The sequence below is a fragment of the Stenotrophomonas sp. YJH_SMC_46 genome (assembly GCF_059370315.1).
In genome coordinates this window covers 62,949-87,427 of record NZ_JCAFTO010000002.1, presented here as the reverse complement: position 1 = coordinate 87,427, position 24,479 = coordinate 62,949, and the positions used below count along the sequence as shown (strand labels likewise).

Below are 24,479 nucleotides of genomic sequence, written 5' to 3'. Positions count from 1 at the left end.
TCAGCGCTGCCCCCGCAGGCGGCGCCACAGCAGGCGCGGCGCGCGCCAGAGCATGCCGAAGAACAGACGGGTATGCATGCGGCTGATGCGCACGTTGTCGCGCCACACATCGAAGTGCGACACGCCATCGGCAGGATAGGTCACGCGCGTGGCCAGGTGCTCGACCGGCAGCCCGCGCCAGTACAGGCGCACCATTATTTCGGTATCGAAATCCATGCGCCGGCCGATGGTCTCTTCACCGATCACGCGCAGCACCGGCGGCAGTGGATACACGCGTAAGCCGCACATGGTGTCGCGCAGGTGCAGCGACAGCGTGTTGATCCAGACCCAGATGTGGGTGGCGTAGCGACCGTACAGGCGCGCCTTGGGAACACTGGCGTCGTAGGCCGGAATGCCACAGATCACTGCACCCGGGTGCAGGCGCGCGGCTTCGATGAAGCGTGGCAGGTCAGCCGTATCATGCTGGCCGTCGGCATCGATCTGCAGCACGTGGCTGTAGCCTCGCGCGCCGGCCTCGGCGAAACCGGCCAGCATTGCCCCGCCCTTGCCCTGGTTCACGTCCAGGCGCAGCAGGTCGACACCCTGGCGTTGTGCCAGCGCGCGCAGCACCGCCGCGCACCCATCGTGCGAACCATCGTCGACCAGCAGGCAGGGCAGTCCCGCGGCCTGCACGCCGTCGAGCACCGCCGCGATGGCGTGCTCGTGGTCGTAGACGGGAATCACCACCAGTGGCGCGAATGCGGCACCGGCAACGGCCGGATCAGTCCGCATCGGCGAAGACCACTTTGCCGCTGGCATGCACACCATGGCTGGAGGTGTAACGGAAGGCCAGCGCGCTGCGTGCGGCATCCCAGTCCAGCTGCAGGGTCAGCTCATCGCCGGGGCGGGCCACGTGCTGGAATTTCACCGCATCCATGCGCAGAAACGCTGCCGGCATTGCGAACACCTGGCGGCCGAAACGCACCGCCCAATCCAGCTGCGCCACGCCGGGCAGGATCGCTGCCTGGGGGAAGTGGCCCTGGAACGGCCGCAGCGTCGGGTCCAGGGTCATGCGCAGGGTGGCGCTGGCGGCGTCGCGGCGGTCCCAGACCGGCACCGGCATCAGTGGCTGGAACAGCGCTGCCAGCGCCGCCTGGGTTACCTTGCCCTGCGCATTGATCGGCAGCGCCTGCACCAGGCGCCAACGGCGCGGCCGGGTCACTGCGTCATGCGCGTGCGCCAGGCGCGCGCCAAGGCGCTGGCCCAGGGCGCGGCGCGCGGTGTCACCACCCGCCAGCAGCGCCCGGTCAGCCGGTACCACCACGGCCGCCAGCTGCTCGCGCTGGCCGGGCAGGACCAGCACGCGCGCGTCGTCCACTTCGGCGTCTTCGCGCAGCGCGCGCTCCAGTGCATCCAGCGAGACGCGGCGTTCTTCGATCTTGACGATGCGATCGGCCCGGCCCAGCAGGCGGAACCGGCCATCGGCCAACGCTTCCACGCGGTCCTGGGTACGCCACCAGTCGAGGGTTTCCAGATGCGCCGAGGCGACGGCCAGGCAGCCATCCTCGATGCGCCACTGCACGCCCGGCAACGGTTGCCACGGTGGCAGGTCGGTGTCCCAGCGGCGCCAGGCGATGCCACCGGTTTCGCTGCTGCCGTAAACCTCGGTCGGCGCCACACCCAGCCACTGCCGCACCTGGCGTGCGGCTTCTTCCGGCAGCGGGCCGCCGGAGGAGAACACCGCGCGCAGGCGGCCATGCAGGCTGGCCCAGTCCAGCTGCTCGGGCAGGCGCTTGAGGTGGGCTGGCGTCGCCACCAGCACCGTGTCGGTACCGGCCAGCGCACCCACCAGGTCTTCATGGAAGAACCGGCGTGGATGGATCAGGCGGCCGGCGGCCAACGGCCACAGCACGCGGAACAGCAGGCCGTAGATGTGCTGGTGGGATACCGTGCCATGCACCTGCACGCCCTCCATCTGTGCGCCGAACGCAGCCTGCAGCGCATCCACCTCGCGCGCCAGCTGGTCCAGCCGCTTGCCGATCGCACTCGGCTGGCCGGTGCTGCCGGAGGTGAACACGCACAGCTCGCAGGCGCGCTCGTCCAGCGCCTGCAGCCCGTCGTCCAGCGTGGCGTCCAGCGCCGCCAGCGGGCGATAGTCGGCCGACACGTCGCCTGCGAAACCGCTCACCTGCGGTTGCAGCGCCTGCAACGTGGCCGGCAGGTTGTCGGCGGCCAGGAACACCCGCTTGCCGGCATGCCAGGCACCGAACAACGCCGCGGCAAAGGCCACCGCATCATCGAAATACAGGGCCCAGTCACGCCCTTCGGCCGTCGCAAATGCGGCGCGCCAGCCCAGCACGCGCTGGCGGAAGCGGGCGTGGTCGATCACCTCGCCATCGCAGACGCCAACATTGCGCTGCGGCCGCGCCTCCAGCAGCAGCCTGTCAAGGGGAATCCACTCAGCCATGCGCGTGCGCCGCCTTCACCCGCCGCCGCACCAGCCACTCCCCTGCGAACAACACGCCCATCATGACGTACGCCAACAATCCGTTGTAGAGCATCCAGGCCCGGTCCGACGCGTACAGCGCGGTCAGCAGGGCCAGGCTGCCGTTGAGAACGAAAAACCCGCACCACACCTGGGTGACGCGTCGGGTATAGGCCACCGCGAACGGGGGCAGGTCCGGCTCCTGCAGCCGCGCCAGGCGCTCCACCAGCGGTGGCCCGAAGCGCAGGCTGGTGCCGAACACTGCCAGCATCACCGCATTGACCAGCGCCGGGTACAGCTTCAGTGGCAGGGCCTGGTTGAGCACGGTAGCCAGTACCGCCAGCAGGCCGGTGCCCGCCGCTGCGGCCCACCACAGCGGCTGGCGCGAACTCAGCGCGCGCAGCAGGGCCAGGGTGAACAGCAGCAGCGACAGCCAGCGTGGCTCGAAACGACCCATCGCCAGGTACACCAGTACCGGGTAGGCCAGCGAGATCGCAGCCACCACGACCGTGCGTGCGCGTGCCATGGTGGAGCCGTCGGCGCTGCGGTCAGGCGGCTGCCTGGTCCGGCAGCAGCCTGTGCACCACATCGACGATGTCCTGCACGGTACGCACGGCCTTGAACGCTTCCGGCTGCAGGTTGCGGCCGAGCAGCGGCTTGAGCTGCACGATCAGGTCCACCGCATCGATGCTGTCGATGTCCAGGTCGTCGTACAGGCGGGCTTCCGGGGTGATCCGGGCCGTTTCGATCTCGAAGCTGTCGGTCAGGATGCTGACGATGCGTTCGAACAGTTCATTCTTGGTCATGGCAATTCCTGGCGCCGTTACGACTGGCGGGCGGCGACGAACTCGCCGAGCGCGCGCACGCTGGAGAAATGGCGACGGGTTTCTTCCGAATCGGCCGAGAGGCTGACACCGTACTTCTTCTGCAGCGCCAGTCCCAGCTCCAGCGCGTCGATCGAATCCAGGCCGAGGCCCTCGACGAACAGCGGCGCGGTCGGATCGATGTCCTCCGGCGTGATGTCCTCCAGCGAAAGGGAGGAAATGATCAATTCCTTGATCTCGTGCTCAAGTGCTTGCACGGTTCGGATCTCCAGACAGGTCGAAATAACGAGAAAGGTGCTCGGTGACGCGACGGGCCGCCAAGGCATCCCCCCTTGGCGAGTCGTCTTCGGCCAGAAATGGCGCGATCGGGATATCTTCGCCGATCTGCAGCCGAACGTGAAAGCGACGTGAGGGGACACGATACCACTTCTGCCCCTTGGTCAGCGTTGGCGGGCTGCAGGTGATCCGCACCGGGGTGACGTCGATGCGGCCCCGTACGGCGATGTTGGCGGCCCCGCGCTGCAGCCGCGGTGGCTGCCCCGGCACGCTGCGGGTGCCTTCCGGGAAGATGACCAGGGTGCCTCCAGCGCGCACTGCGGCCACACAGTCATCGACCAGGCCGGCGCCATCGTCATTGGAGATGTAGCCGGCAGCCCGCACCGGGCCGCGCATGAACGGGTTGCAGGCCACCGCCCGCTTGACCACGCAGTCGGCGTTGGGAAGCAGCGAGATCAGGCAGACCACGTCGATCAGGGTCGGGTGGTTGGCCAGCACCAGCAGGCCGTCGCGCTGCAGGCGTTCGCCGCCCTCGATCTCGTAGGTCATCACCCCCAGCCCGCGCATCAGCCGCAGATGGCTGGCGAACGCGACCTGGACCACGCGCCGGGCACGGCGGCGCCGCGCCACCGGATCACGCATCAGCAGCAGCACCGGCATCACCAGAACGCCGAGCAGCAGCCCGCCCAAGCCGAATGCGGCAAAGCTCAGGCCGGTGCCGAGCACCCGCCAAGCATGATCGAGACGGCGCAGCGCCTCAGCCACGGCGCCCCCAGCGCCAACGCTGGCCCTGAGCCACGTGCTCCAGCGCCGGCGCGCCGGACAGCAGAAAGCGGTGCAGGTCCAGCGCGTGCGGCAGCGTGCCCGGGGCGGTGGCAGTGGCCTCCGGCGCCGCCTCCCACTGCAGGGAGAGGATCGGCTGGCCCGGCATCGGCGCCGTCAAACGCCAGCACCAGGCAAAGAACGGGTCAGGTTCGTCGGCAAACGTCGCGTAAATTTCAGGAAGCGGCGACTCATAGACCACCACCCGCACTTCGCGGGCGCCATCGGCGAGCAGACCGGCCGCTTCCAGGCAGGCGGTCTCGACCGTGGCCTGGCCGGCGGCCAGCGCCAGGTAGTTGCCGCGGTGACCGCGCGCGATCGAGTACAACGCAGCGATCGCGTTGTGCACCGACAGGCCGAACCCCGTCGGTGACAGGGGCTGATCGCTGGCGAGCGCCCCCAGCAGCTCCATCGAACGGGCCACGTCGCCGTGGCGGCTGGCGAACACCAGCGGCACCTGGCTGTCAGCGCCCTGCCCGTCCTCGCACCAGCAGGCAGCCTGGATCGCCATCCGGCCCAGCCGCTCGATTCGACGGCGCTGCATTGCCGGGATTTCGGCGAGCGGCGGCGTGTCTTCGCCAACCGGCGGATACGGCGCATCGGCCCAGCCCAGCCACTGGCTACGCTCGCTCAGGCCGGGCGCCCAGGCAGCCCAGTCGACGATGGAGAATTCGATCATTAGCGAAGGTGCTTCAACGGGAGAACGATAGGCACGAGCCATTACGGCGCGACGCGCGGCGGCCCCCCGTTCCCGCAGCCGTGCGTCCGTCCAGGACGTCGCCGGCTGCCCCCCTGGCTGCCGGAAAGGAGCGCACGCTAGCACGTCCCGCCCGGGGTGTGCAGATTTCACATTCCACAACAGGGGGCCCGGCACCGGCGGGCCCCGCTTCAATCGATCAGTGGTAACCGCTATCGGCGCGCACTTTGCCGCGGAACACCCGGTACGACCACGCCGTATAGCCGAGGATGACCGGCAGCAGAATGACCAGGCCGACCAGGCTGAAGCCCAGCGAGGAGGCCGGCGCGGCGGCCTGCCACAGGGTCATCGACGGCGGCAGCAGGTAGGGCCACATGCCCAGCACCAGGCCGAGGAAGCCGAGCACGAACAGGGCCAGGCTGAGCAGGAAAGGCGGCAGGTCGCGGCGCGGATGGGTCGCGCTGCGCCACAGCGCGGCAGCCACCGCCAGGGTCAGCAAAGGCACCGGCGACAGCCACCAGAAGTTGCCGTCGCTGAACCAGCGATCCATCAACCGCGAATCGAGGAACGGCAGCCAGCTGCTGACCAGGCCCATCGCCGCGATCACCGCCACCACCAGCGGCCGGGTCAGCTGCCGCGCCAGCGCCTGCACGCGCCCTTCGGTCTTCAGGATCAGCCAGGTGCTGCCCAACAACGCATAGCCAGCCACCAACGCAGCACCGGTCAGCATCGCGAACGGGCTGAACCAGGTGAATGCGCCGCCCTGGTAGACGCCGTCCACCAGCGGGATGCCCTGCACCAGGGTGCCGAGGATCACGCCCTGGGCAAAGGTCGCCAGCAGCGAACCGAGGCCGAACGCCACGCTCCACAGCCGGCGCGATCGATGCGCCTTGAAGCGGAACTCGAAGGCCACGCCGCGGAACACCAGCGCCACCACCAGCAACAGCACCGGCAGGTACAGCGCCGACAACAGCACCGCATAGGCCTTCGGGAACGCCGCCAGCAGCCCGGCGCCGCCCAGTACCAGCCAGGTCTCGTTGCCGTCCCAGATCGGCGCGGCGGTGTTCATCATCAGGTCCAGCTGCTCCTCGTCCTCGGCGAACGGGGCCAGGATGCCGATGCCGAGCACGAAGCCATCCAGCACCACGTACATCAGCACGCCGAAGCCGATCACCGCAAACCACGCCACCGGCAGCCAGGTCATCAGATCCATGTCAGCGCTCCTCCAGCGGTTCGTCGGCCGCCGACAGCGGGCGTGCCGGGGTGTGGCTGCCGTGGTCCAGCGATGGCCCATCATCGTGCGGACGCGGTCCGTGGCGCAGGATCTTCACCAGGTACCAGATGCCCCAGCCGAACACGAAGGCGTAGCCAACGACGTAGACCGCCAGCGACAGCGCGGTCATCCACGCGCTCTGCGGGCCGACCGCATCAGCGGTGCGCAGCACGCCATACACCACCCACGGCTGGCGGCCCATCTCGGTGACGAACCACCCGGACAGCAGCGCGATGAAGCCGCTGGGCAGCATCCAGTTCCAGCCGCGCAGCAGCCACGGCGAATCCAGCAGCTTCCTGCGCCACAACTGGAACGCCGACACCCAGGCCAGCAGCAGCATCAGCGTGCCCAGCCCGACCATGATCCGGAAGGCGAAGAACACCGGCGTCACCGGCGGCCGCTCGCTGGACGGTACCGAAGTGAGCGGGTCGAAGGTGCCGTCCAGGCTGTGGGTGAGGATCACGCTGCCCAGCTTCGGGATGGCAACTTCGAAATCATTGCGCTCTTCCTTCTCGTTCGGCAGCGCGAACACCACCAGCGGTACGCCCTCGCCCTCCTTGGTTTCATGCCAGTGCGCTTCCATCGCCGCTATCTTCATCGGCTGGTGCTTGAGCGTGTTCAGGCCATGCATGTCGCCGACGAAAATCTGCACCGGCACGGTCAGTGCCGCGAACGCCACCGCTGCCACCAGCATGCGCCGGCCCGCTTCCACATGCGTGCCCTTGCGCAGGTACCACGCACCGACACCACCGATCACGAAACAGGTGGTGATGAACGACCCCAGCGCCATGTGCGCCAGGCGATAGGGGAACGAGGGGTTGAACACCACCTGCCACCAGTCCACCGGATGCACGATGCCGTTGACCATCTCGTAGCCGGCCGGCGTATGCAGCCAGCTGTTGGACGACAGGATCCAGAACGTGGAGAACAGCGTGCCCAGCGCCACCATGCAGGTGGACAGGAAATGCAGGCGCGGCGAAACCCGGCCCCAGCCGAACATCATCACGCCGAGGAAGCTGGCTTCCAGGAAGAACGCGGTCAGCACTTCGTAGGTCAGCAGCGGGCCGATGACCGTGCCGGCCACCTCGCTCAGCCGTGGCCAGTTGGTGCCGAACTGGAAGGCCATGACGATGCCGCTGACCACGCCCATGCCGAACGACACCGCGAAGATCTTCTGCCAGAAGAAATACAGCTCGCGCCACACGGGCAACTTCGTGCGCAGCCAGCGCCATTCGATGAAGGCCAGCCAGCTGGCCGTACCGATGGTGAAGGCGGGGAACAGCACGTGGAAACTGATGACGAATCCGAACTGGATCCGGGACAACAACAACGCGTCCAAGGGACGCCTCCTGCCTGTGACCGGTGGGATACCGGACCACTTTAGGAGGATTTCGTTAAGGTGGGATGCGACCGGGTGACGCGCTGCTTCACTTTGTCGCAGGGGGAGCTGGGTGACAGGATGAATGGGCTACAGGGGCTTCAGCAAGGCCAAGGGCGGCTCCTTGGCGATTCGCAGGGCGCGGGGTACAAGTGCAGTCAAGCAGGCCGCCATCACTAGCACGACAGCGCTCGATATCGAGAACCACGGTGAACCTGTGATGCCGTCCTGCGGCGCCCCTACCCACTGCAACGACAACGCGCCGAGCAGGGCGCCCAGCGTGGTGAACAGTGAAACCTCGAACATGATTTCGGCGAAGATCACGGACCTGCGAGCACCCAATGTCCGTCGAACCCCGATGGAGTACCGGCGCCGGTCAAGCCACGCGCCTACAACTCCGGAAACGCCGGCCATCAGCACACCGAGAACAACGGCCGTCATGACCGCGAGCACGGTCGTAGCAAAGCGATCAGCTTTGACGTAGGCATCGCGATATCCCGCCAGGGCCTCGACATCGGCCGGAGTCACGATCCGATAAGGCCGCTGCAGCGCATCGACAGTACGATCAAGCGATGAACGATCAACCTCCGACCTCCACTTCGCCAGATAGTAGCGACTGGCGCCCATGGGGAGGCCCGGAAGCAGCGCCCACTGCGAGTCCCGCTCATTACCTCCTGGTGCCGGTCCAGCAACAGAGGCAAATACGCCCATGATGACCCGGCTGCTGCCGGGGCCGAAATACAGGTGGCGGCCAACAGCACTCTCCGTTCCGAACAGTCGGGCAGCCAGCGATTCACTGATCAGCACCACCGGAGTGCCTTCAACCATGTCGTCCTCCGTGGCGTCCCGCCCCAGGACGATTCCCGCGCCCAGCATCGCCAGCAGACCAGAGCTTGCAGTTACCACGGGAATGCGATCACATCCGGCAACGTCTGTCGTACCCGCATTCATCGAATACACCATGGCCGACTCACTGGTGCATACGCCGTATCGATGGGCTCTTCCTCCGAACGGAACAGAGTCGCTCACAACCGTGTCCTGAACACCGGGCAGCCGGATCGCGGACAGGTCTGCCCGCTGCACTGCTGCATCCGCGCCTTCTTCGACATCGGATACCCTGACCACACCAATCGATGCTGCCTCCCGGATGCTCCCGGTGTTCAATCTGGCGAAGCTGTCCAGCGCGGATTGCAGTGCGAACGCACATGCCAGGCTTGCAAGCGCTGCCTGCACTGCAAGCAGTGCGGCGCTTCCCAAATGCCGTCGGATCTCCCTCATCGATTCGAACATTTCAGGCAGCCCCCTTCGCAAAGGCATTCGACAGGGAGCTGACCCTGCAGATTTCAAACGACGGGACCAATGAACAGAGCAACGTCGTGACGACTCCCAGGCCAGCGGCCATCAGCAATGCCCCAGCATGCATCGCGGTTATCGCGCTGGGCAGAACGTCTCCCGCAGCAACCACCCGGATTCCCAGCATATAGGTGACGACAGCGAGCGCACTGCTTGCGGCTCCCGCCGCGATGGATTCCCACATGAGCTGGATGAACACGTCCCGGCGTCGCGCGCCCAGTGCACGTCGTATCGCGAGCTCCCGCCGACGGCGCCCCAGACTGAAGCTGAGCAGCGCCGCCGCGTTGACGATGCACACACCGAGAAGGATCAGTGACAGCCGAAGCTGCATCCTGGCCCGCTCTGGAACCAATCCCAGCCTGTCCAGCCAATCCTTCAAAGGCCAGAGTGCCACCTGCTGGGTGCCTGGTTCGATCCGAAGACCCTTTGCCTGTGCATAGGCATTCAGATTCGCACGGTAAGCGGCGACATCATCCGCAGTGGGCAGCCACGCCCACAATTGAAGCCATGACACGTTGGCCCCTGCAGGATCCGTGTCCTGGTCCCCCCCCCAGATCGCCGTCCCGTCCACAACAGTCAGCCTGTCTGCGATTGCGGTCTCAACCGGCAGGTAGATCTCGTCAGGTTCCACAAACGGCCGGCGTGTGAGATCTCCCTGAAACATCGGCACCGGATGCCAGTCCTCCGCGACACCCACAACGGTATAGGTGCGCCTGCCCAGTTCCAACCGATGACCAACACAGTCCTGTGCACACTCACGCGCGGCGAGCGCACGCGAAAGCACCACGATTCGACTCGCAGCATGCCCCTCCTCGGCGGTCCATGCCCGTCCTTGAACAACGGCAATGCCAAGCACACTGAAGACTTCCGACGTAGCGAACCTCGCACGCAGCCTTGCGCTGGAGGCTCCCGGCCGGGAGAGCGTCACCGCCCCCCCTGCCATTGCTGCCTGTTTCCACGTCCCACCTTGGCCCAGAAGCGCCTTCGCATCTGGCCAGGTCAGTGCCTGTCCCGGATCCGGGGAACCACTGCGCAGGGCATCTGGACGCGCGTCAAGGTACGGGCGGAACAATGCGGAGCTCCGGCCTGGTGCGGGATCCGACGATGCCTGGAGAACAATGGAGAGCATGACGGTGGTGATCCCCACCCCCGCACCCAGCATGAGAGCGATTGCCAGATGAGTGCCGATCCGTTGCTTGAATCGGGCAAGCGAAAGCTGGATGTAGTAGAGCATCATCCAACTGCATCCGGCGTTGGATTACTGGCGCACCTGTCCATGTGATTCTCACTCCATACCCGTGGAAGCTGATGGTTGAGAGTCTCTGATTGTGAAACTCCGACTCAAGCGGAGGGATGGAGTTTGCAACTTTCCTCAGGAAACACACGTAGCTCGCGGACCCTGGATAGAGCGACTGCCACTGATGACGAGGCCGACGTGACGGAGTCTGACGGGAAAGGCCAACTGCCGACGTGGAGACAACGCCCGACGCTTGGATATCTGATCGGAAGTTGGAGGAAGAAACGTCCCAAAGCAGTTGCGGGCGTCAATGTTCTTCTAGACCCAGAAGTACCAGGCCGCTGCAGCCAACAGCGCGCCAAACAACAGCACCTGCACCACCACATAGCCCACGCCGCTGTCGCGCGACTCAGCGGCAATGCGCTTCTGCAGCGCCTCACTCACGTCCGGCGCTTCTTCCTGCCGAGCCTGCTCACGCAACGCCTGCGCCAGCGCGCGCTTTTCCGCATCGCGAGGGTCGGTCGGTGGATTCACAGCAGTTCTCCGGCGGCGGCATGCCGCGTCAGTTCCTGCTTCAGGACCTGGCGCGCACGGTGAAGGTGGCTCTTGATGGTACCGCGCGCCAGCCCGGTCACCTGCTCGATCTCGGCCAGATCGAAATCCTCCAGGTAATGCAGGCCGACGATCAGCCGCTGCGGTGCACTCAGCCGTTCCAGCGCCGCGCCAAGATGGCGACCAGCCTGCAGCGCCTCGCTCAGTTCAGCCGGCCCCGGCCCTTCATCGCCAATACCCAGTTCCTCGGGTACTTCCACCGCCACCATCCATTGCGCCTCCAGCCGTCGCCTGCGCAGGTGCTGCAACGCCGTGGTGTAAGCCACCCGTGAAACCCAGGTACGCAAAGAGGATTCAAAGCGGAACCGGTGCAGCTGGCGGAACACGGCCAGGAAGGTTTCCTGCAGCAGGTCGGCCACCTGATCACGGTCGCCCACCATGCGCCCGATCACGTGCGCGCAGGTACGTTGATGGGCCTGCACCAGCTGTGCGAAGGCCGGTTGCGAGCCATCGATGATGGCGCTGACCAGGGCGCGGTCGTCGTCCGCGTCCGGCGTGGGCTCGACGGGGACGTCGCGGCGGCGTCCCCGCAATGCAGCCAGTGCTTCGCCGAGCAGGCTCATCTACGGGGCGCCCCCTGTGCCCGTGGCATGCGCCGGCTCAGCCCTTGCGCGCGGCAGGGCGGGTGAAGTGCCAGGCCAGCAGCTGGCCAAGGCCGGCGCTGCCGACCATCGCAGCGGCGGCGCCGAAGGTCAGCTCGCGTGCACCGATCGCCTCCAGCAGGCCCATCGCCACGGCCAAGCTGACCAAGCTGATGCCCCAGCGCAGCGCGCCCTGGCGGCGGCGCTCTTCTTCCAGCACGGCCAGCGAGCGGATCACTTCCTCGGGCACGTGCGGGGCCACCAGCTTGCTACGCGCGCGGGCATCGGCAATGGCGTGGATCGCGTAGGCGATGCAGATGAAGAGGGTGATCGGGATCAATTCCTGCATGGTCGGGCTCCTGTTCGGTGGATGATGCGGGTTCAGGAGAATGGATGCGCGACCACGGCAACCGGTTGCGCCACTTTGCCAATGCCGCTGCCATGACCTGTGGCCCCTGCCCCCGGCCCGGACGGCTGCTACCCTTGGCCGGTTTCCTCTTCTGGTGCCGTCCGCCCATGTCCCGAGTGCTGCCCCTGTCCCTCCTGCTGTCGGCCGTGCTGGCCGCACCGGCTGCGCATGCCGCGCCGACGCCGATCACCATTGAACAGGCGATGGCCGACCCGGACTGGATCGGTCCGCCGGTCGAGAAGGCCTGGTGGTCGTGGAACAGCCAGCAGGTGGAGTACCAGCTCAAGCGCAGCGGCAGCCCGGTACGCGACACCTTCCGCCAGCCGCTGACCGGCGGCGTGGCCGCGCAGGTGGCCGATGACCAGCGCGGCACCCTGGACGTGGCCGATCCCGTCTACGATCGCAACCGCAGCCGCAGCGCCTTCGTGCGCAATGGCGATGTGTTCGTGCGCGACCTGCGCAGTGGCGCGCTGACCCAGCTCACCCGCAGCAACGAACGCGCGGGCAACGTGAACTTCGCCGCCGACAATGGCGTGATCTGGCGCGTCGGCCAGAACTGGTTCCACTGGACCGCCGCCAGCGGCGTGCAGCAGGTGGCCAGCCTGAAGGCCGAAAAGGATCCGCGTACGCCGCCGAAGGCCGATGTGCTGCGCGACCAGCAGCTGCGCACGCTGGAAACCCTGCGCCGCGACCGCGAGCAGCGCGAGGCATTGAAGGACCAGGACCAGCGCTGGCGCCAGGCCGACCCGACGCGTGCGCCGGGCCCGGTGTACCTGGGCGCCGACGTGGAGATCGCCGACAGCGTGCTGTCGCCGGACCTCACCCACCTGATCGTGGTGACCAAGCCGAAGGACTTCGACGACGGCCGCACCAGCAAGATGCCGCTGTATGTGACCGAATCGGGTTACGAGGAAACCGAGGACACCCGCACCCGCGTCGGCCGCAATGGCTTCGAGCCGCACACGCTGTGGTACGTGGACGTGCGCACCGGCAAGGCCGAAAAGGTCTCGCTGGCCAGCCTGCCGGGCATCAGCACCGACCCGCTGGCCGAACTGCGCCGCAAGGCCGGCAAGGACGCGCTGAAGGGTGAGCGCAGCGTGCAGGTGATGAGCGACTTCATGGGCGGCGGCATCCGCTGGAGCGCCGATGGCCAGCAGGCCGCGGTGATGCTGCGTGCCAACGACAACAAGGACCGCTGGATCATCAGCGTCAACGCTGCCGACGGCCGTGTGCAGAACCGCCACCGCCTGACCGACAACGCCTGGATCAACTGGGGCTTCAACGATTTCGGCTGGATGGCCGATGGCCGCACGCTGTGGCTGCTGTCCGAGGAATCGGGCTTCTCGCACCTGTATACCCAGGCCGGCACCGCCAAGCCGCAGGCGCTGACCAGCGGCAAGTGGGAAACGTCGGCGCCGGTGCCGTCGGCCGATGGCAAGGGTTTCTACTTCCTGTGCAACCAGCAGGCGCCGCATGACTACGAAGTCTGCGCGGTCGACACCGGCAGCCGCCAGGTGCGCGAGCTGACCAGCCTCAACGGCGTGGAGGATTTCTCGCTGTCGCCGGACGGCCAGAAGCTGCTGGTGCGCTACTCCGGCGCCTACCTGCCCGCACAGCTGGCCGTGGTACCGAGCACTGGCGCAGGCCAGGCCCGCGTGCTGACCGACACCCGCACCGCCGACTACAAGGCACGCCAGTGGATCCAGCCGAAGCTGGTTGCAGTGCCGTCCAAGCACGGTGCCGGCGTGGTCTGGGCCAAGTACTACGAGCCCGAAAACAAGGAGCCGGGGAAGAAGTACCCGATCGTGATGTTCGTGCACGGCGCCGGCTACCTGCAGAACGTGCACCAGCGCTACCCGGCCTACTTCCGCGAGCAGATGTTCCACAACCTGCTGGTGCAGAAGGGCTACATCGTGCTGGACATGGATTACCGCGGCAGCGAGGGCTACGGCCGCGACTGGCGCACGGCGATCTACCGCAACATGGGCCACCCGGAACTGGAAGACTACAAGGACGGCCTGGACTGGCTGGTCGACACCCAGCAGGGTGACCGCGACCACGCCGGCATCTACGGTGGTTCCTATGGCGGCTTCATGACCTTCATGGCGCTGTTCCGCTCGCCGGGCACCTTCAAGGCCGGCGCCGCGCTGCGCCCGGTGGTGGACTGGCACCAGTACAACCACGGCTACACCAGCAACATCCTCAACACCCCGGACATCGATCCGGAGGCGTACCGCGTGTCCTCACCGATCGAGTACGCGCAGAACCTGCAGGACAACCTGCTGATCGCCCACGGCATGATGGATGACAACGTGTTCTTCCAGGACTCGGTGAACCTGACCCAGCGCCTGATCGAACTGCACAAGGACAACTGGTCGATCGCACCGTACCCGCTGGAACGCCACGGCTACACCCGTGCCGATTCCTGGCTGGACCAGTACAAGCGCATCCTCAAGCTGTTCGAGCAGAACCTGAAGTGAGCAACGCCGCGGCCACGATCCACATCGTGGCCGCGGTCATCCTGGATGACCGCGGCCAGGCGCTGGTGGTGCGCAAGCAGGGCGCCAGCCGCTTCATCCAGCCGGGCGGCAAGCCCGAACCCGGCGAGGCGCCTCTGCAGGCGCTGGCCCGCGAGCTGGACGAGGAGCTGGGCGTGCAGTTGCGTACGGCTTCAGCGGCTGCGCTGGGCACGTTCGAGGACTGGGCGGTGAATGAGCCTGGCCAGCGCGTACAGGCACAGGCCTGGTGGGTGCAGGTGCACGGCACGCCGCAGGCGCGCGCCGAGATCGCCGAACTGGCCTGGGTCCCGCTGCAACCGCCGCATGGCCTGCCCTTGGCACCCTTGAGCGAACACCATATCCTGCCGGCGGTCGCCACCCGGGTGACGGCCCGCTGACCGCGCGGGCACCGATTGCAAGGACACCGGATGTCAATGTCGATCCCGCCGATTCCTTCGCTGGTCCAGCCGGCCTATCACGCCTGGGTGCGCCCGATCGCACAGGCCTCGTTCTGGCTGTCACTGCTGCTCACGGTCTACTTCGTGATGCAGGGACTACTGCTGTGGCCGCTGCACAACCTTCCGATCTGGCATCTGGTTGAGAGGGAAGTGCAAGACCAGCACCTGCACAGCCTGATCTGGCTTTTGGCGCATCCGGTGGCCGCGTCGTTGATCGTCGCGCTGCTGTGCCTGGCCTCGACCCTGGCCAGCTGGGGCCTGCTGCGCGAGCGCAGCTGGGGCCTGTGGAGCTTTGTGGTGATCCTGCTGCTGAGCGCAGTGACCAACTTTGCGATCGCCGGCTGGTTGGATGTGTTCATGCGTGACGTCATCCCGTTTCTCTCCGACGACGCCCTCCTGCAGCAGGAACTCCATCTGAAACGCTGGTTGATCACGCTGACCGTGGTGGCCATGTCATTTGTGTTCCTCGGCCTGCAGGGCTGGCTGGCCTGGCGCCTGCTGCGGCCGGACATCCGCTCACGTTTCCACTGAGCCCCCCTTTTCCGCACGACAAGGACCGTCGCATGCGCTTGCAGGCTCTTCTCCCCGCACTGCTGCTGTTCGCCGCGCTGCCAGCCGGCGCCGACGCGTTGCAGTGTGGCGAATACCGCAGCGCCGATGGCGGCATGGCGCTGGTGTTCACCACCCCCAGCAGCGGCTACCACCACGCTGACGGCAGCGAGCCGCAGCCGCTGTGGGTTGATCGCAGTGCGGCGCAGACGCGCCTGGTCATGCTCGACGATGGCGTGGCGGAGCCGATCCGGATCAGTGCCGATGGCCAGCGCATCGAGGACGACGGGGTGGTGACCTACACGCTGCGCCAGTCCCGTGCCTGCACCGTCGAGCCCAGCACGATGGACGGCAGCTGTCGCGCCGCCGGCAGCCACTGCATTGCGCAGCTGCCCACGGCCTCTCCCGGCCAGGCCCAGCGCGCGTGCGGCGAAGGCGTTGGCGCGGGCTGCTCGGCGCTGTTGCGACAACTGCGCGATGGCAACGCCGCAGCCGCTGGTGACACCGGCGCCGCCCTCTTCGAGCGCCCGTCCGCCTGCCGCGAACACACGCCCGAGCATGACCCGCAGGCCTGCGAGGCGCTGACCGGTGATGCGCTGGCCACCGCGATGCAGCGGGTGGGTGAACGCCTGCAACAGGAAGACGAAGACGCACTGGATTCACCGCTTCCGGCCGCTGCACGCGATCGTCTGCAGCAGCTGTGTCTGCAGCACCGCAGTGGTCGCTTCTGCGTCGAAGTGGCCGAACAGCAGTTGATCGCGCTGGAACCCGCGTGGGCGGTGCAGGCCCTGCAGGTGGTCTGCGATGCAGGCCGCATCAGTGCCTGCGAACGCATCGCACCGCTGCGCGATCTCGGCGCGGACCTGCGCCTCGTCCCGGCCCAGCAGGTGCCGTGCGGCCGCTATCAGGCCGACAGTGGCGTGATCGACAGGCTCGACTTCGGCGATGGCGCGCGTGGCCGTCTGCATGACGGCGCGATCCACCTGCAGCAGAACGGCGAAACCCTTGTGCTGCGTCAGCTCGGCAATGGCGACCTGCTTGGTATGGATGCGCAGACGGGATATCAGCGTTACCAGCCGGTGCCCGGCACGGCACAATGCACGCCCCCGCGCGAGGGCCGTGGTTCGCCGTAGCGCCTGGAGTTTTCCGTTCGATCGTCAAGGAGACGACATGCATTCACCCGCACCGCGCCGCCGCTGGCTGGCCTGGGCGCTGCTGCTGGCCGCGCCGATGGCCGCCGCACAGTCACCGCAATGCGGCATGTTCAAAGCCGACGAAGGCAGCGGTACGCTGCGCATCAGCTCGCCAAACCGCGGCGAGCAGAAACACTTCGGCAGTGCGCCCTCTCCGGTCGCGTTCCAGCAGATCGACGGAAAGCTGCAACTGGTGAACCTGGAGTACGGCCTGCCCAGCGCGCTGCAGGTGCGCGATCGTGGCCGGACGGTCGAGGTGGATGGCACGGTCTACATCCTGCAGGCCCCTGCACAGTGCGCCGCAGCCGCCGCGCCAGCTGAAGGCAGCTGCCTGGCCGATGCGGCGGCGTGCCTGGACAACCGTCGCGAAGCCACCCCGACCGCGCTGGAATCAGGGTGCCGGGAAGGCGTGCCCGGCATGTGCCTGCAACTGGCTGATCGTTGGCACGAGGAGGCCAAACCCACGGTCGCGGCCGATCCTGCCCTGGCAAAGGCAGCGCTCGACGCCGCCCTGTCCGGCATCAAGCTCCCCGCCGCCTGTGACGACGGTGGCTTCGAACAGGGAACCGCGGCGTGTGCCGCCGCACTCGAGGCCGACCCCGCAGTGCAGGAGCAGCTGGTCAAGGCGGCGATGACGGCAGCCATGACCGAAGCCATGGTGACGATGACGGCGCCGACCGTGCCGGTGATCATTCCGGCCGAGCGGCGGCAACAGTTGTTGCGGCTGTGCCGCGAGGTATCCCATGGCGGCTTCTGCACCCGCGTGGCTGAACTTTCCTGGGAGGCAGGAGACCACTTGCAGGCGGTGCAGGCCCTGGCTGCGGCCTGCACACCCGGCAACGATACCGCCACCTGCGAGCGCCTGCCTGCGTTGCAGGCGGTGGGTGCGTCGTTGCAACCGCAGCCGGCAACGGTCCTGCCCTGCGGCAGTTACCGGTCCGACGGCGGCCTGATGGACACGCTGGATTTCGGCGATGCCGGCCTGGTCGGTGTCGGCTGGAGCAGCCATCTTCGCGCGCGCGTCGAAGCGGGCGACATCCGCATCCACCACGACCGGGACGGCGACTTCGTGCTGCGCCCGCTGCCCGGCGGGCAGCTGCTGGGCCTGGATAACTGGACCCGCTTCCAGGTGTTCGTCCCCACCGGGGAGGGCCCGACCCGGTGCAGTGCGCCGAAGCAGTTCAGGGTGCTGCCACTGCCACAGGATTGCCCGCTGGCGCTGGCCAACGAGGACGGTGCCGACGCCTGCTGTGCGCAGGGCAAGCTGCAGGGCTGCAACATTCTCGGCAACCGTCTTGCGCTGTCCGGGCACTGGCTGCAGGCCGTCGAGCACTACACCACGGTCTGCCGTGCCGGTGTCCGCGAGGGTTGCGAGAATCTGGTCACCGCACAAGGCAACGGTGCGGAGGTGGACGCGCGTCGAATCCTGGAACAGCTGTGCAAGGCCGACCGCAGCGGCCTGCATGTGGCCTGCGACGTCCTCGAAACGCAGAACTGGGAGCTGATCACGCTGGGCGGTGCCCTGCAGAAGGCGGTTGACGAGGCGGCGGTGGACGACACTCCGGTACCGCGCAACCCCAACCGCAAGCGCTGAGCCGGTCAGGGCCTGTCCGCAGCTTCGGGCGGGCCCTGCGGTAAAGTACGCGCCATGAACGAATTCGAGCGCGTGCGCGCCTACCTCACCGACCTGCAGGACCGCATCTGTGCGGCGATCGAGGCCGTCGATGGCCAGGCCCGCTTCCAGGAAGACCTGTGGCAGCGGGCCGAGGGCGGTGGCGGGCGCACCCGCGTGCTGCGTGACGGTGCGGTGTTCGAGCAGGCCGGCATCGGCTTCTCCGACGTGGCCGGCAGCCGCCTGCCGCCGTCGGCCTCGGCCAACCGCCCGGAACTGGCCGGCGCCTCCTGGCGCGCCACCGGCGTGTCGCTAGTATTCCACCCGCTCAACCCCTACGTGCCGACCACCCACGCGAATGTGCGCTTCTTCCAGGCGCAGCGCGACGGTGAAGTGGTGGCCAGCTGGTTCGGCGGCGGCTTCGACCTGACGCCGTTCTATCCGTTCGACGAAGACGTGCAGCACTGGCACCGGGTCGCACGCGACTTGTGTGCGCCGTTCGGCGAGGAACGCTATGCCGCGCACAAGCGCTGGTGCGACGAGTATTTCTTCCTGCGCCACCGCAATGAAACGCGTGGCGTTGGCGGCCTGTTCTTCGACGACCTGCACGGCGACTTCGAGCGCGATTTCGATTACCTGCGTGCGGTCGGCGATGGCTTCCTTCAGGCCTACCTGCCGATCGTGCAGCAGCGCAAGGACACCGCGCATGGCGAACGCGAGCGCGAGTTCCAGCTGTACCGTCGCGGCCGCTATGTGGAATTCAACCTGGTCTATGACCGCGGCACGCTGTTCGGTCTGCAGAGCGGTGGCCGCAGCGAGAGCATCCTGATGAGCCTGCCGCCGCGGGTGCGCTGGGAATACGGCTTCAGCCCGGAGGCCGGCAGCGCCGAGGCGCGCCTGGCCGACTACCTGGTGCCGCGCGACTGGCTCTGATCTTCCGGCGCCACGCCTGACGCGTGGTGCCTTCCCCGCCTGCGGTGCGCCCCGCACCGGACAGGCCCTGCCCCACTTCTTTCAAGGATGACCCCATGCCTGCTGCTGTTTCCCTTCGCCCCCGCGCTGCGGGCTGGCGCTCCCTGCTGTTGCTTGCATTGGCCTCGGCCAGCCTGCCGGCCGCTGCGCAGTCGATGGCCTGCGGCACCTACAAGGACAGCAGCGGCAACACCACGCTGACCCTCGAGAGCGAAGGCCACGGCTTCCTGTCCGGCCCCTACCAGGCGACAGAGGAGCTGCGCATCGCCCGCCAGGAGGACGTGCTGGGTACCGGCAACCTGTCCACGGGCCAGCTGGAAAATTGGTACTTCTCGGACAACGACCGCACGATCAGCACGCCCTATCGCGAGTTCACCCGTGAGCACGCCGCCGCCTGCAAGACGATGCCGGAGCCCATCGAAGACGGTTGCGTGATGAACACCTCCGAGTGCCTGGAGGCGCTGCCGGAGGCCGCACCCGTGAAACTGCACGCCTGGTGTGCCGAGGGCGTGGGCGCAGCCTGCATGCGGTTGCTGGAGACCTACCAGCAGCGGGCCAAGGACGCAGTCCCCGCGCCTGCACGAGCCGAGCCGCCGAAACCGGAGATCTGCAAGGAGGATTCCGCATCCTTCAACGCCGAGGGCTGCCGGGCGATCGCCGAGGTGATCGGGCTGGAGATGATCGGCAAGTCCCTGCTCGGGCTGCAGCATGCGGTCGACCCTGCGTTGCCGTCGGCGCAGCTCGATGAGCTGGCCGCATTGTGCCGGCAGCAGCACGGCGAGACCTTCTGCGTCGACGTTGCCGAGGTGCTGTGGAGTGGTGGACGCCTTTCACAGGCCCACGAAGCACTGCAGCTGTCGTGCGCGCAGCGCGCGGACGGCGTGGCCTGCGGCCGCGCCAAGGCACTTGCCAGCCTGGCCACCGCACCGGCCGCTGCACTGGCCCCGGTGCCGGCCACCGCACTGCCCTGTGGCAGCTTTGAAGCCGAATACGGCGTGCTCTCGCAGCTGCGCTTCCTTGATGGCGGCCTGGTTGAGGCCGAGGGTCGCGACCAGCGCATGCGCGCGCGCCTGCAGGACGGCCGTATCTTCATCCGTCGCGATGTCGGCAGCGACTTCGTACTGCAGCCGCTGAAGAACGGAAACCTGGCCAGCGTCGACGGCGGCAACCGCTTCGCCTATTACGAGCGCAAGCCCGCCACAGGCAATGCCACCTGCACGCCGCCGGTGGCCTTCGTGGAGATCCCGCTGCCGCTGGATTGCCCGACCCTGGCCCGCAAGGACGGCGCAAAGGCCTGCTGCACCGATGGCAAGCTGCTCGGCTGCAAGGTGGCCGGCGAAGCGCTGTTCGAGTCCGAAAAATGGGCCGCGTCGCTGCCCTACTTCGAGACGCTGTGCGGCGCGGGTGTGCGCGAAGGGTGCCTGGCATTGGCAGCGGTGTATTCGCACACCGCAGACCCGAAGATCCCGCAAGCCATGGCTGCGATCTGCGCGAAGGATGGCAAAGGCACGCACGTGGCCTGTGATGTGGACGCCACCCGCAACTGGCCGGCACTGAAGGCCGAAGCTGCGCCCTGATGCCCGACACCAGTGGAGCCGGGCATGGGCCGGCTCTACAAGGTCAGGTGCTCTTCCTCGGAATGATGGTGATGTGCCCGTTGATCTCCAGCAGGGCCAGCTCCACATCCTCCACGCCCAGGCAGCCCTGCTGGCGCATGGCGGCCTCGAAATCGGCACACGTGACCTGCTCGCGACGCAGAACGGCGTCGAACAGGCGCCCATCACGCGCGATCACCACGGGTTCTCCTTCAACCAGGCGCTCGATCCGTCGGCTGCGGGTACTCACCCAGCCTACCCCATAGTTGAGCAGGATCAGGGTTGCCGCCAGCAGCAGGCCACCGCCCAGCGAGGTATCGGTGCCCAGCAGCGCGTTCTGCACCGCATTGCCCAGCAGCACCACCAGCAGCACGTCGAACGGGGTGATCTGCCCCAGCGGGCGCTTGCCACTGAGCCGCACCATGCCCAGCACCACGACGTAGACCACCACCGCACGCAGGATGAACTCCCACCACGGCATTGCCAGTGCGAACAGGTCGGGCATGGTCTTCCCCTGCGGAGCGGTGGCCCAGCGTGGCGCAGGCCATGGCGTCTGGCAACGGCGCAAATAAAAAGCCCCGCTGACCAGGGGGAGGTCAACGGGGCCGGGGAACGGGCACTTGGGGAGGAGTCCCCGTTCCGAGATCTGCTCCAGGGGATGGGAGAGATCCACAACAGGCGTTGCGCCTGTCGAGAGTTATAGAAGCACTCCGAACACTAACGGTTCGTGAAGGGGCCCAATTTAATGAACCTCGATCAGGGCAACATTCATGATCGAGTCAGAAACCTCTGACGAATGAACGAATTCACGTCGTTTTCGGCCTGAAACACCCTCAGTGTGCTTCGTCCCAGTTGTTGCCGATGCCGGTATCGACCACCAGCGGCACCCGCAGTTTGGCCGCTTGCGACATGCGCTCCACCACCTGCAAACGCAAGTCTTCAACGAAACTACTTTCGGTTTCGAAGACCAGTTCATCGTGCACCTGCAGGATCATCCGTGCCGGTGCCCCGCTGTCGCGCAGCCATTGGTCCACGTCCACCATCGCGCGCTTGATGATGTCGGCGGCGGTGCCCTGCATCGGCGCATTGATCGCCGCGCGCTCGGCACCGGCACGCAGGCCCTGGTTGCGGGCGTGGATGTCGTTCAGGTACAGGCGGCGACCGAACAGGGTCTCCACATAGCCCTGGTCGCGGGCCTGCTGGCGCATCCGCTCCATGAAGTCACGCACGCCCGGGTAGCGGCTGAAGTACAGCGCCACGTAGTCCTGCGCCTGCCCGCGGTCGATGCCCAGGTTGCGGGCCAGGCCGAAGGCGCTCATGCCGTACATCAGGCCGAAGTTGATCGCCTTGGCGGCACGGCGCTCGTTCGGGGTCACCTCTTCCAGCGTACGCCCGAACACCTCGGCGGCGGTGGCACGGTGCACGTCGGCGCCCTGCTCGAAGGCACGCACCAGACCCGGGTCCTCGGACAGGTGGGCCATGATCCGCAGCTCGATCTGCGAGTAGTCGGCGGCCAGCAGCTGGAAGCCCTCCGGGGCGATGAACGCGCGGCGGATGCGGCGGCCATCTTCGGTGCGGATCGGGATGTTCTGCAGATTGGGGTCCGACGAGGACAGGCGGCCGGTGGCGGCGCCGGACTGGTGGTAGCTGGTATGCACGCGGCCGGTGTCCGGGTTGACCATCTCCGGCAGCTTGTCGGTGTAGGTGCTGCGCAGCTTGGCCAGCCCGCGGTACTCCAGGATCACGCGCGGCAGCTCGTGCTGGTCGGCAATCGCCTCCAGTGCCTCTTCATTGGTGCTGGGCTGGCCCTTCGGGGTCTTCACCACCGCCGGCAGCTTCAGCTCGTCGAACAGCACCGCCTGCAGCTGCTTGGGCGAATCCAGGTTGAAGCTGCGCCCAGCCAGTTCGGTGGCCTTCTGCTGCGCCGCCAGCATGCGCGAGGACAGGTCCTGGCTCTGCCGGCGCAGTTCGTCGGTGTCGACCCGCACGCCGTTGGCTTCGATGCTGGCCAGCACCGGCACCAGCGGCATCTCGATGTCGCGGTACACGCTGTCCAGTGCCGGTTCGGCCAGCAGCTGCGGCTGCAGCGCGCGGTGCAGGCGCAGGGTGATGTCGGCGTCCTCGGCCGCATAGCGGCTGGCTTCGTCGATGCCCACCTGCGAGAACGGAATCTGCTTGGCGCCCTTGCCGGCCACGTCCTCGAACTTGATGGTGCTGTAGCCCAGGTAACGCAGGGCCAGCGAATCCATGTCGTGACGGGTGGCGGTGGAGTTGAGCACGAAGCTCTCGAGCATGGTGTCGTCGTGGTAGCCCTGCACGTCCACGCCGTGGCGGCGCAGCACATGCAGGTCGTACTTGCCATGCTGGCCCAGCTTCTTCTTCGCCGGGTCCTGCAGCGCCGGGCGCAGTGCGTCCAGCACCTGCTGCGCTGGCAGCTGGACCGGAGCCCCCGGGTAATCATGGCCCACCGGAATGTAGGCCGCCCTGCCCGGCTCGACCGCCAGGCTGATGCCGACCAGGCGCGCGCGCATCGCGTCCAGCGCATCGGTTTCGGTGTCGAAGCTGATCAGGTCGGCCTGCTGCAGGCGCTCGACCCAGGCCTGCAGCTGCTCGGCGGTCAGAACGGTCTCGTATTCACCCGGCGCGGACAGTGCCGGATCCAGCGTGCCGGCGGCGGGCGCCTCGACGCTGCCACGTGCGAAGCCGGCCGCGGTACCGCGCAGGCTCGGGGTGGCCTCGCTGGCCGCTGCCGGCGCCGGCACAGGCGCACCCAGTTCCTTCAGGGCCTGGGTGAAGCCGTAGCGCGTATACAGTTCGGTCAGCTCCGGCACGTCCTGCTCGCGCAGCGCCAGGCTGGTCGGGCTGGCCTCGAGCGCCAGGTCGGTGCGGATGGTCACCAGCTCGCGGTTCAGCGGCAGGCGCTCCAGCGCGGCGCGCAGGTTCTCGCCGATCTTGCCCTTCATGGTCGGCGCGGCCGCCATCACCCCGTCCAGGTGCTGGTACTCGGCCAGCCACTTGGCAGCGGTCTTCGGCCCGCACTTCTCCACGCCCGGCACGTTGTCGACCGCGTCGCCCATCAGCGCCAGCAGGTCGACGATCTGATCGGCGCGCACGCCGAACTTGTCCATCACCGCCGCGTCCGAATCCATGCGGCTGCCGGTCATGGTGTTGACCAGCTCGATGCCCGGGCGCACCAGCTGGGCGAAGTCCTTGTCGCCGGTGGAGATGGTCACCTTCAGGTCCTGCGCCAGGCCCTGCAGCGCCAGCGTGCCGATCACATCGTCGGCTTCCACGCCGGGGATGCGCAGGATGCTGATGCCCAGCGCTTCGACGATGCGGCACATCGGCTCGACCTGGCTGCGCAGCTCATCGGGCATCGGCGGGCGGTTGGCCTTGTACTGGTCGTACAGGTCATCACGGAAGGTCTTGCCGGGCGCATCGACCACGAACGCGACGTAGGCCGGGCGCTCCTTCAGCGTCGAACGCAGCATGTTGACCACGCCGAACAGCGCGCCGGTGGGCTCACCCTGTGCATTGGACAGGGGCGGCAGCGCGTGGAACGCGCGGTACAGGTAACTGGACCCGTCGATCAGGACTAATCTGCTCATGCGCCGATTCTACGCGCCCGTGCCTGCACCGCGACGACACGGCACGCACTTGGCGATGGGGCATAATC

General features: G+C 67.2%; 23 protein-coding genes. 7 read left to right on the top strand and 16 right to left on the bottom strand.

What is annotated here, in order from left to right; translation table 11 throughout:
* The 14 genes from AC5P8C_RS05385 to AC5P8C_RS05320 all read right to left on the bottom strand — a co-directional run bounded on the left by AC5P8C_RS05385 (position 1) and on the right by AC5P8C_RS05320 (position 11,866).
* Positions 1-771: a glycosyltransferase family 2 protein gene (locus AC5P8C_RS05385; protein ID WP_495218414.1), complete on the bottom strand. Its 771-nt coding sequence runs from the start codon at positions 769-771 to the stop codon at positions 1-3.
* The gene (locus AC5P8C_RS05380) at positions 761-2,446 is read right to left on the bottom strand and encodes an ApeI family dehydratase (protein WP_495218413.1); all 1,686 of its coding nucleotides are present in this window, start codon (positions 2,444-2,446) and stop codon (positions 761-763) included. Before AC5P8C_RS05380 ends, AC5P8C_RS05385 begins: the two co-directional genes overlap by 11 nt.
* Positions 2,439-2,990: a COG4648 family protein gene (locus tag AC5P8C_RS05375; protein WP_026347223.1), complete on the bottom strand. Its 552-nt coding sequence runs from the start codon at positions 2,988-2,990 to the stop codon at positions 2,439-2,441. The genes AC5P8C_RS05380 and AC5P8C_RS05375 overlap by 8 nt, the downstream gene beginning before the upstream one ends.
* Positions 2,991-3,012: 22 nt before the next feature.
* Positions 3,013-3,270, bottom strand: a complete 258-nt coding sequence (locus tag AC5P8C_RS05370) for an acyl carrier protein (protein WP_006402206.1) — start codon at positions 3,268-3,270, stop codon at positions 3,013-3,015.
* A gap of 17 nt (positions 3,271-3,287) precedes the next feature.
* A complete protein-coding gene (locus AC5P8C_RS05365) occupies positions 3,288-3,545 on the bottom strand; it encodes a phosphopantetheine-binding protein (RefSeq protein ID WP_005411610.1) in 258 nt (85 codons plus the stop codon).
* Entirely contained in the window at positions 3,532-4,329 is a 798-nt protein-coding gene (locus tag AC5P8C_RS05360) for a lysophospholipid acyltransferase family protein (RefSeq protein WP_021203501.1), read from the bottom strand. The genes AC5P8C_RS05365 and AC5P8C_RS05360 overlap by 14 nt, the downstream gene beginning before the upstream one ends.
* Positions 4,322-5,065, bottom strand: coding sequence for a beta-ketoacyl synthase chain length factor (locus tag AC5P8C_RS05355; RefSeq protein ID WP_019661717.1), 744 nt, complete (start codon positions 5,063-5,065; stop codon positions 4,322-4,324). The genes AC5P8C_RS05360 and AC5P8C_RS05355 overlap by 8 nt, the downstream gene beginning before the upstream one ends.
* 217 nt (positions 5,066-5,282) lie before the next feature.
* Entirely contained in the window at positions 5,283-6,296 is a 1,014-nt protein-coding gene (cydB, locus tag AC5P8C_RS05350; protein WP_495218412.1) for a cytochrome d ubiquinol oxidase subunit II, read from the bottom strand.
* A 1-nt stretch (position 6,297) separates the two neighbouring features.
* Entirely contained in the window at positions 6,298-7,695 is a 1,398-nt protein-coding gene (locus AC5P8C_RS05345; RefSeq protein WP_021203503.1) for a cytochrome ubiquinol oxidase subunit I, read from the bottom strand.
* Between the two features lie 129 nt (positions 7,696-7,824).
* The gene (locus AC5P8C_RS05340; RefSeq protein WP_495218411.1) at positions 7,825-9,024 is read right to left on the bottom strand and encodes an ABC transporter permease; all 1,200 of its coding nucleotides are present in this window, start codon (positions 9,022-9,024) and stop codon (positions 7,825-7,827) included.
* A gap of 1 nt (position 9,025) precedes the next feature.
* The gene (locus AC5P8C_RS05335; protein ID WP_227852343.1) at positions 9,026-10,321 is read right to left on the bottom strand and encodes an ABC transporter permease; all 1,296 of its coding nucleotides are present in this window, start codon (positions 10,319-10,321) and stop codon (positions 9,026-9,028) included.
* Between the two features lie 321 nt (positions 10,322-10,642).
* The gene (locus tag AC5P8C_RS05330; RefSeq protein WP_495218410.1) at positions 10,643-10,858 is read right to left on the bottom strand and encodes a hypothetical protein; all 216 of its coding nucleotides are present in this window, start codon (positions 10,856-10,858) and stop codon (positions 10,643-10,645) included.
* Positions 10,855-11,499 carry an RNA polymerase sigma factor gene (locus AC5P8C_RS05325; RefSeq protein WP_019661726.1) on the bottom strand — a complete coding sequence of 215 codons (645 nt, stop codon included), beginning with the start codon at positions 11,497-11,499 and terminating at the stop codon, positions 10,855-10,857. Before AC5P8C_RS05325 ends, AC5P8C_RS05330 begins: the two co-directional genes overlap by 4 nt.
* A 37-nt stretch (positions 11,500-11,536) precedes the next feature.
* Positions 11,537-11,866 carry a hypothetical protein gene (locus AC5P8C_RS05320; protein ID WP_010482336.1) on the bottom strand — a complete coding sequence of 110 codons (330 nt, stop codon included), beginning with the start codon at positions 11,864-11,866 and terminating at the stop codon, positions 11,537-11,539.
* Positions 11,867-12,033: 167 nt separating this feature from the next.
* Between AC5P8C_RS05320 and AC5P8C_RS05315 the strand changes: the two genes are divergently transcribed.
* From AC5P8C_RS05315 to AC5P8C_RS05285, 7 genes are all read left to right on the top strand, one after another.
* The gene (locus AC5P8C_RS05315) at positions 12,034-14,406 is read left to right on the top strand and encodes a S9 family peptidase (RefSeq protein ID WP_026347224.1); all 2,373 of its coding nucleotides are present in this window, start codon (positions 12,034-12,036) and stop codon (positions 14,404-14,406) included.
* Positions 14,403-14,822: an NUDIX hydrolase gene (locus tag AC5P8C_RS05310; protein WP_019337913.1), complete on the top strand. Its 420-nt coding sequence runs from the start codon at positions 14,403-14,405 to the stop codon at positions 14,820-14,822. Before AC5P8C_RS05315 ends, AC5P8C_RS05310 begins: the two co-directional genes overlap by 4 nt.
* Before the next feature lie 30 nt (positions 14,823-14,852).
* The gene (locus AC5P8C_RS05305) at positions 14,853-15,413 is read left to right on the top strand and encodes a hypothetical protein (RefSeq protein WP_019661728.1); all 561 of its coding nucleotides are present in this window, start codon (positions 14,853-14,855) and stop codon (positions 15,411-15,413) included.
* 32 nt (positions 15,414-15,445) lie between these two features.
* Positions 15,446-16,564, top strand: a complete 1,119-nt coding sequence (locus tag AC5P8C_RS05300; RefSeq protein WP_233653546.1) for a hypothetical protein — start codon at positions 15,446-15,448, stop codon at positions 16,562-16,564.
* Between the two features lie 37 nt (positions 16,565-16,601).
* Positions 16,602-18,218: a hypothetical protein gene (locus AC5P8C_RS05295; protein ID WP_495218409.1), complete on the top strand. Its 1,617-nt coding sequence runs from the start codon at positions 16,602-16,604 to the stop codon at positions 18,216-18,218.
* Positions 18,219-18,272: 54 nt separating this feature from the next.
* On the top strand, positions 18,273-19,169 hold the full coding sequence (gene hemF / locus AC5P8C_RS05290) for an oxygen-dependent coproporphyrinogen oxidase (protein ID WP_010482345.1): 897 nt from the start codon (positions 18,273-18,275) through the stop codon (positions 19,167-19,169).
* Positions 19,170-19,264: 95 nt separating this feature from the next.
* Positions 19,265-20,785, top strand: a complete 1,521-nt coding sequence (locus tag AC5P8C_RS05285; RefSeq protein ID WP_495218408.1) for a hypothetical protein — start codon at positions 19,265-19,267, stop codon at positions 20,783-20,785.
* Between the two features lie 43 nt (positions 20,786-20,828).
* On the opposite strand, the gene AC5P8C_RS05280 is transcribed toward AC5P8C_RS05285, so the two are convergent.
* Positions 20,829-21,308, bottom strand: coding sequence for a DUF421 domain-containing protein (locus AC5P8C_RS05280; protein ID WP_049480325.1), 480 nt, complete (start codon positions 21,306-21,308; stop codon positions 20,829-20,831).
* A gap of 328 nt (positions 21,309-21,636) precedes the next feature.
* Positions 21,637-24,411, bottom strand: coding sequence for a DNA polymerase I (gene polA, locus AC5P8C_RS05275; RefSeq protein WP_495218407.1), 2,775 nt, complete (start codon positions 24,409-24,411; stop codon positions 21,637-21,639).
* Positions 24,412-24,479 lie beyond the last annotated feature (68 nt).

What these genes read in the sequence shown, in the direction of transcription:
- hemF (WP_010482345.1), top strand. Translation starts at nt 18,273, where the DNA reads ATGAACGAATTCGAGCGCGTGCGCGCCTACCTCACCGACCTGCAGGAC.
- AC5P8C_RS05375 (WP_026347223.1), bottom strand. Translation starts at nt 2,990, where the DNA reads ATGGCACGCGCACGCACGGTCGTGGTGGCTGCGATCTCGCTGGCCTAC.
- AC5P8C_RS05300 (WP_233653546.1), top strand. Translation starts at nt 15,446, where the DNA reads ATGCGCTTGCAGGCTCTTCTCCCCGCACTGCTGCTGTTCGCCGCGCTG.
- AC5P8C_RS05315 (WP_026347224.1), top strand. Translation starts at nt 12,034, where the DNA reads ATGTCCCGAGTGCTGCCCCTGTCCCTCCTGCTGTCGGCCGTGCTGGCC.
- AC5P8C_RS05385 (WP_495218414.1), bottom strand. Translation starts at nt 771, where the DNA reads ATGCGGACTGATCCGGCCGTTGCCGGTGCCGCATTCGCGCCACTGGTG.
- cydB (WP_495218412.1), bottom strand. Translation starts at nt 6,296, where the DNA reads ATGGATCTGATGACCTGGCTGCCGGTGGCGTGGTTTGCGGTGATCGGC.
- AC5P8C_RS05305 (WP_019661728.1), top strand. Translation starts at nt 14,853, where the DNA reads ATGTCAATGTCGATCCCGCCGATTCCTTCGCTGGTCCAGCCGGCCTAT.
- AC5P8C_RS05295 (WP_495218409.1), top strand. Translation starts at nt 16,602, where the DNA reads ATGCATTCACCCGCACCGCGCCGCCGCTGGCTGGCCTGGGCGCTGCTG.
- AC5P8C_RS05340 (WP_495218411.1), bottom strand. Translation starts at nt 9,024, where the DNA reads ATGTTCGAATCGATGAGGGAGATCCGACGGCATTTGGGAAGCGCCGCA.
- AC5P8C_RS05280 (WP_049480325.1), bottom strand. Translation starts at nt 21,308, where the DNA reads ATGCCCGACCTGTTCGCACTGGCAATGCCGTGGTGGGAGTTCATCCTG.
- AC5P8C_RS05335 (WP_227852343.1), bottom strand. Translation starts at nt 10,321, where the DNA reads ATGCTCTACTACATCCAGCTTTCGCTTGCCCGATTCAAGCAACGGATC.
- AC5P8C_RS05370 (WP_006402206.1), bottom strand. Translation starts at nt 3,270, where the DNA reads ATGACCAAGAATGAACTGTTCGAACGCATCGTCAGCATCCTGACCGAC.
- AC5P8C_RS05380 (WP_495218413.1), bottom strand. Translation starts at nt 2,446, where the DNA reads ATGGCTGAGTGGATTCCCCTTGACAGGCTGCTGCTGGAGGCGCGGCCG.
- polA (WP_495218407.1), bottom strand. Translation starts at nt 24,411, where the DNA reads ATGAGCAGATTAGTCCTGATCGACGGGTCCAGTTACCTGTACCGCGCG.
- AC5P8C_RS05325 (WP_019661726.1), bottom strand. Translation starts at nt 11,499, where the DNA reads ATGAGCCTGCTCGGCGAAGCACTGGCTGCATTGCGGGGACGCCGCCGC.
- AC5P8C_RS05320 (WP_010482336.1), bottom strand. Translation starts at nt 11,866, where the DNA reads ATGCAGGAATTGATCCCGATCACCCTCTTCATCTGCATCGCCTACGCG.
- AC5P8C_RS05285 (WP_495218408.1), top strand. Translation starts at nt 19,265, where the DNA reads ATGCCTGCTGCTGTTTCCCTTCGCCCCCGCGCTGCGGGCTGGCGCTCC.
- AC5P8C_RS05355 (WP_019661717.1), bottom strand. Translation starts at nt 5,065, where the DNA reads ATGATCGAATTCTCCATCGTCGACTGGGCTGCCTGGGCGCCCGGCCTG.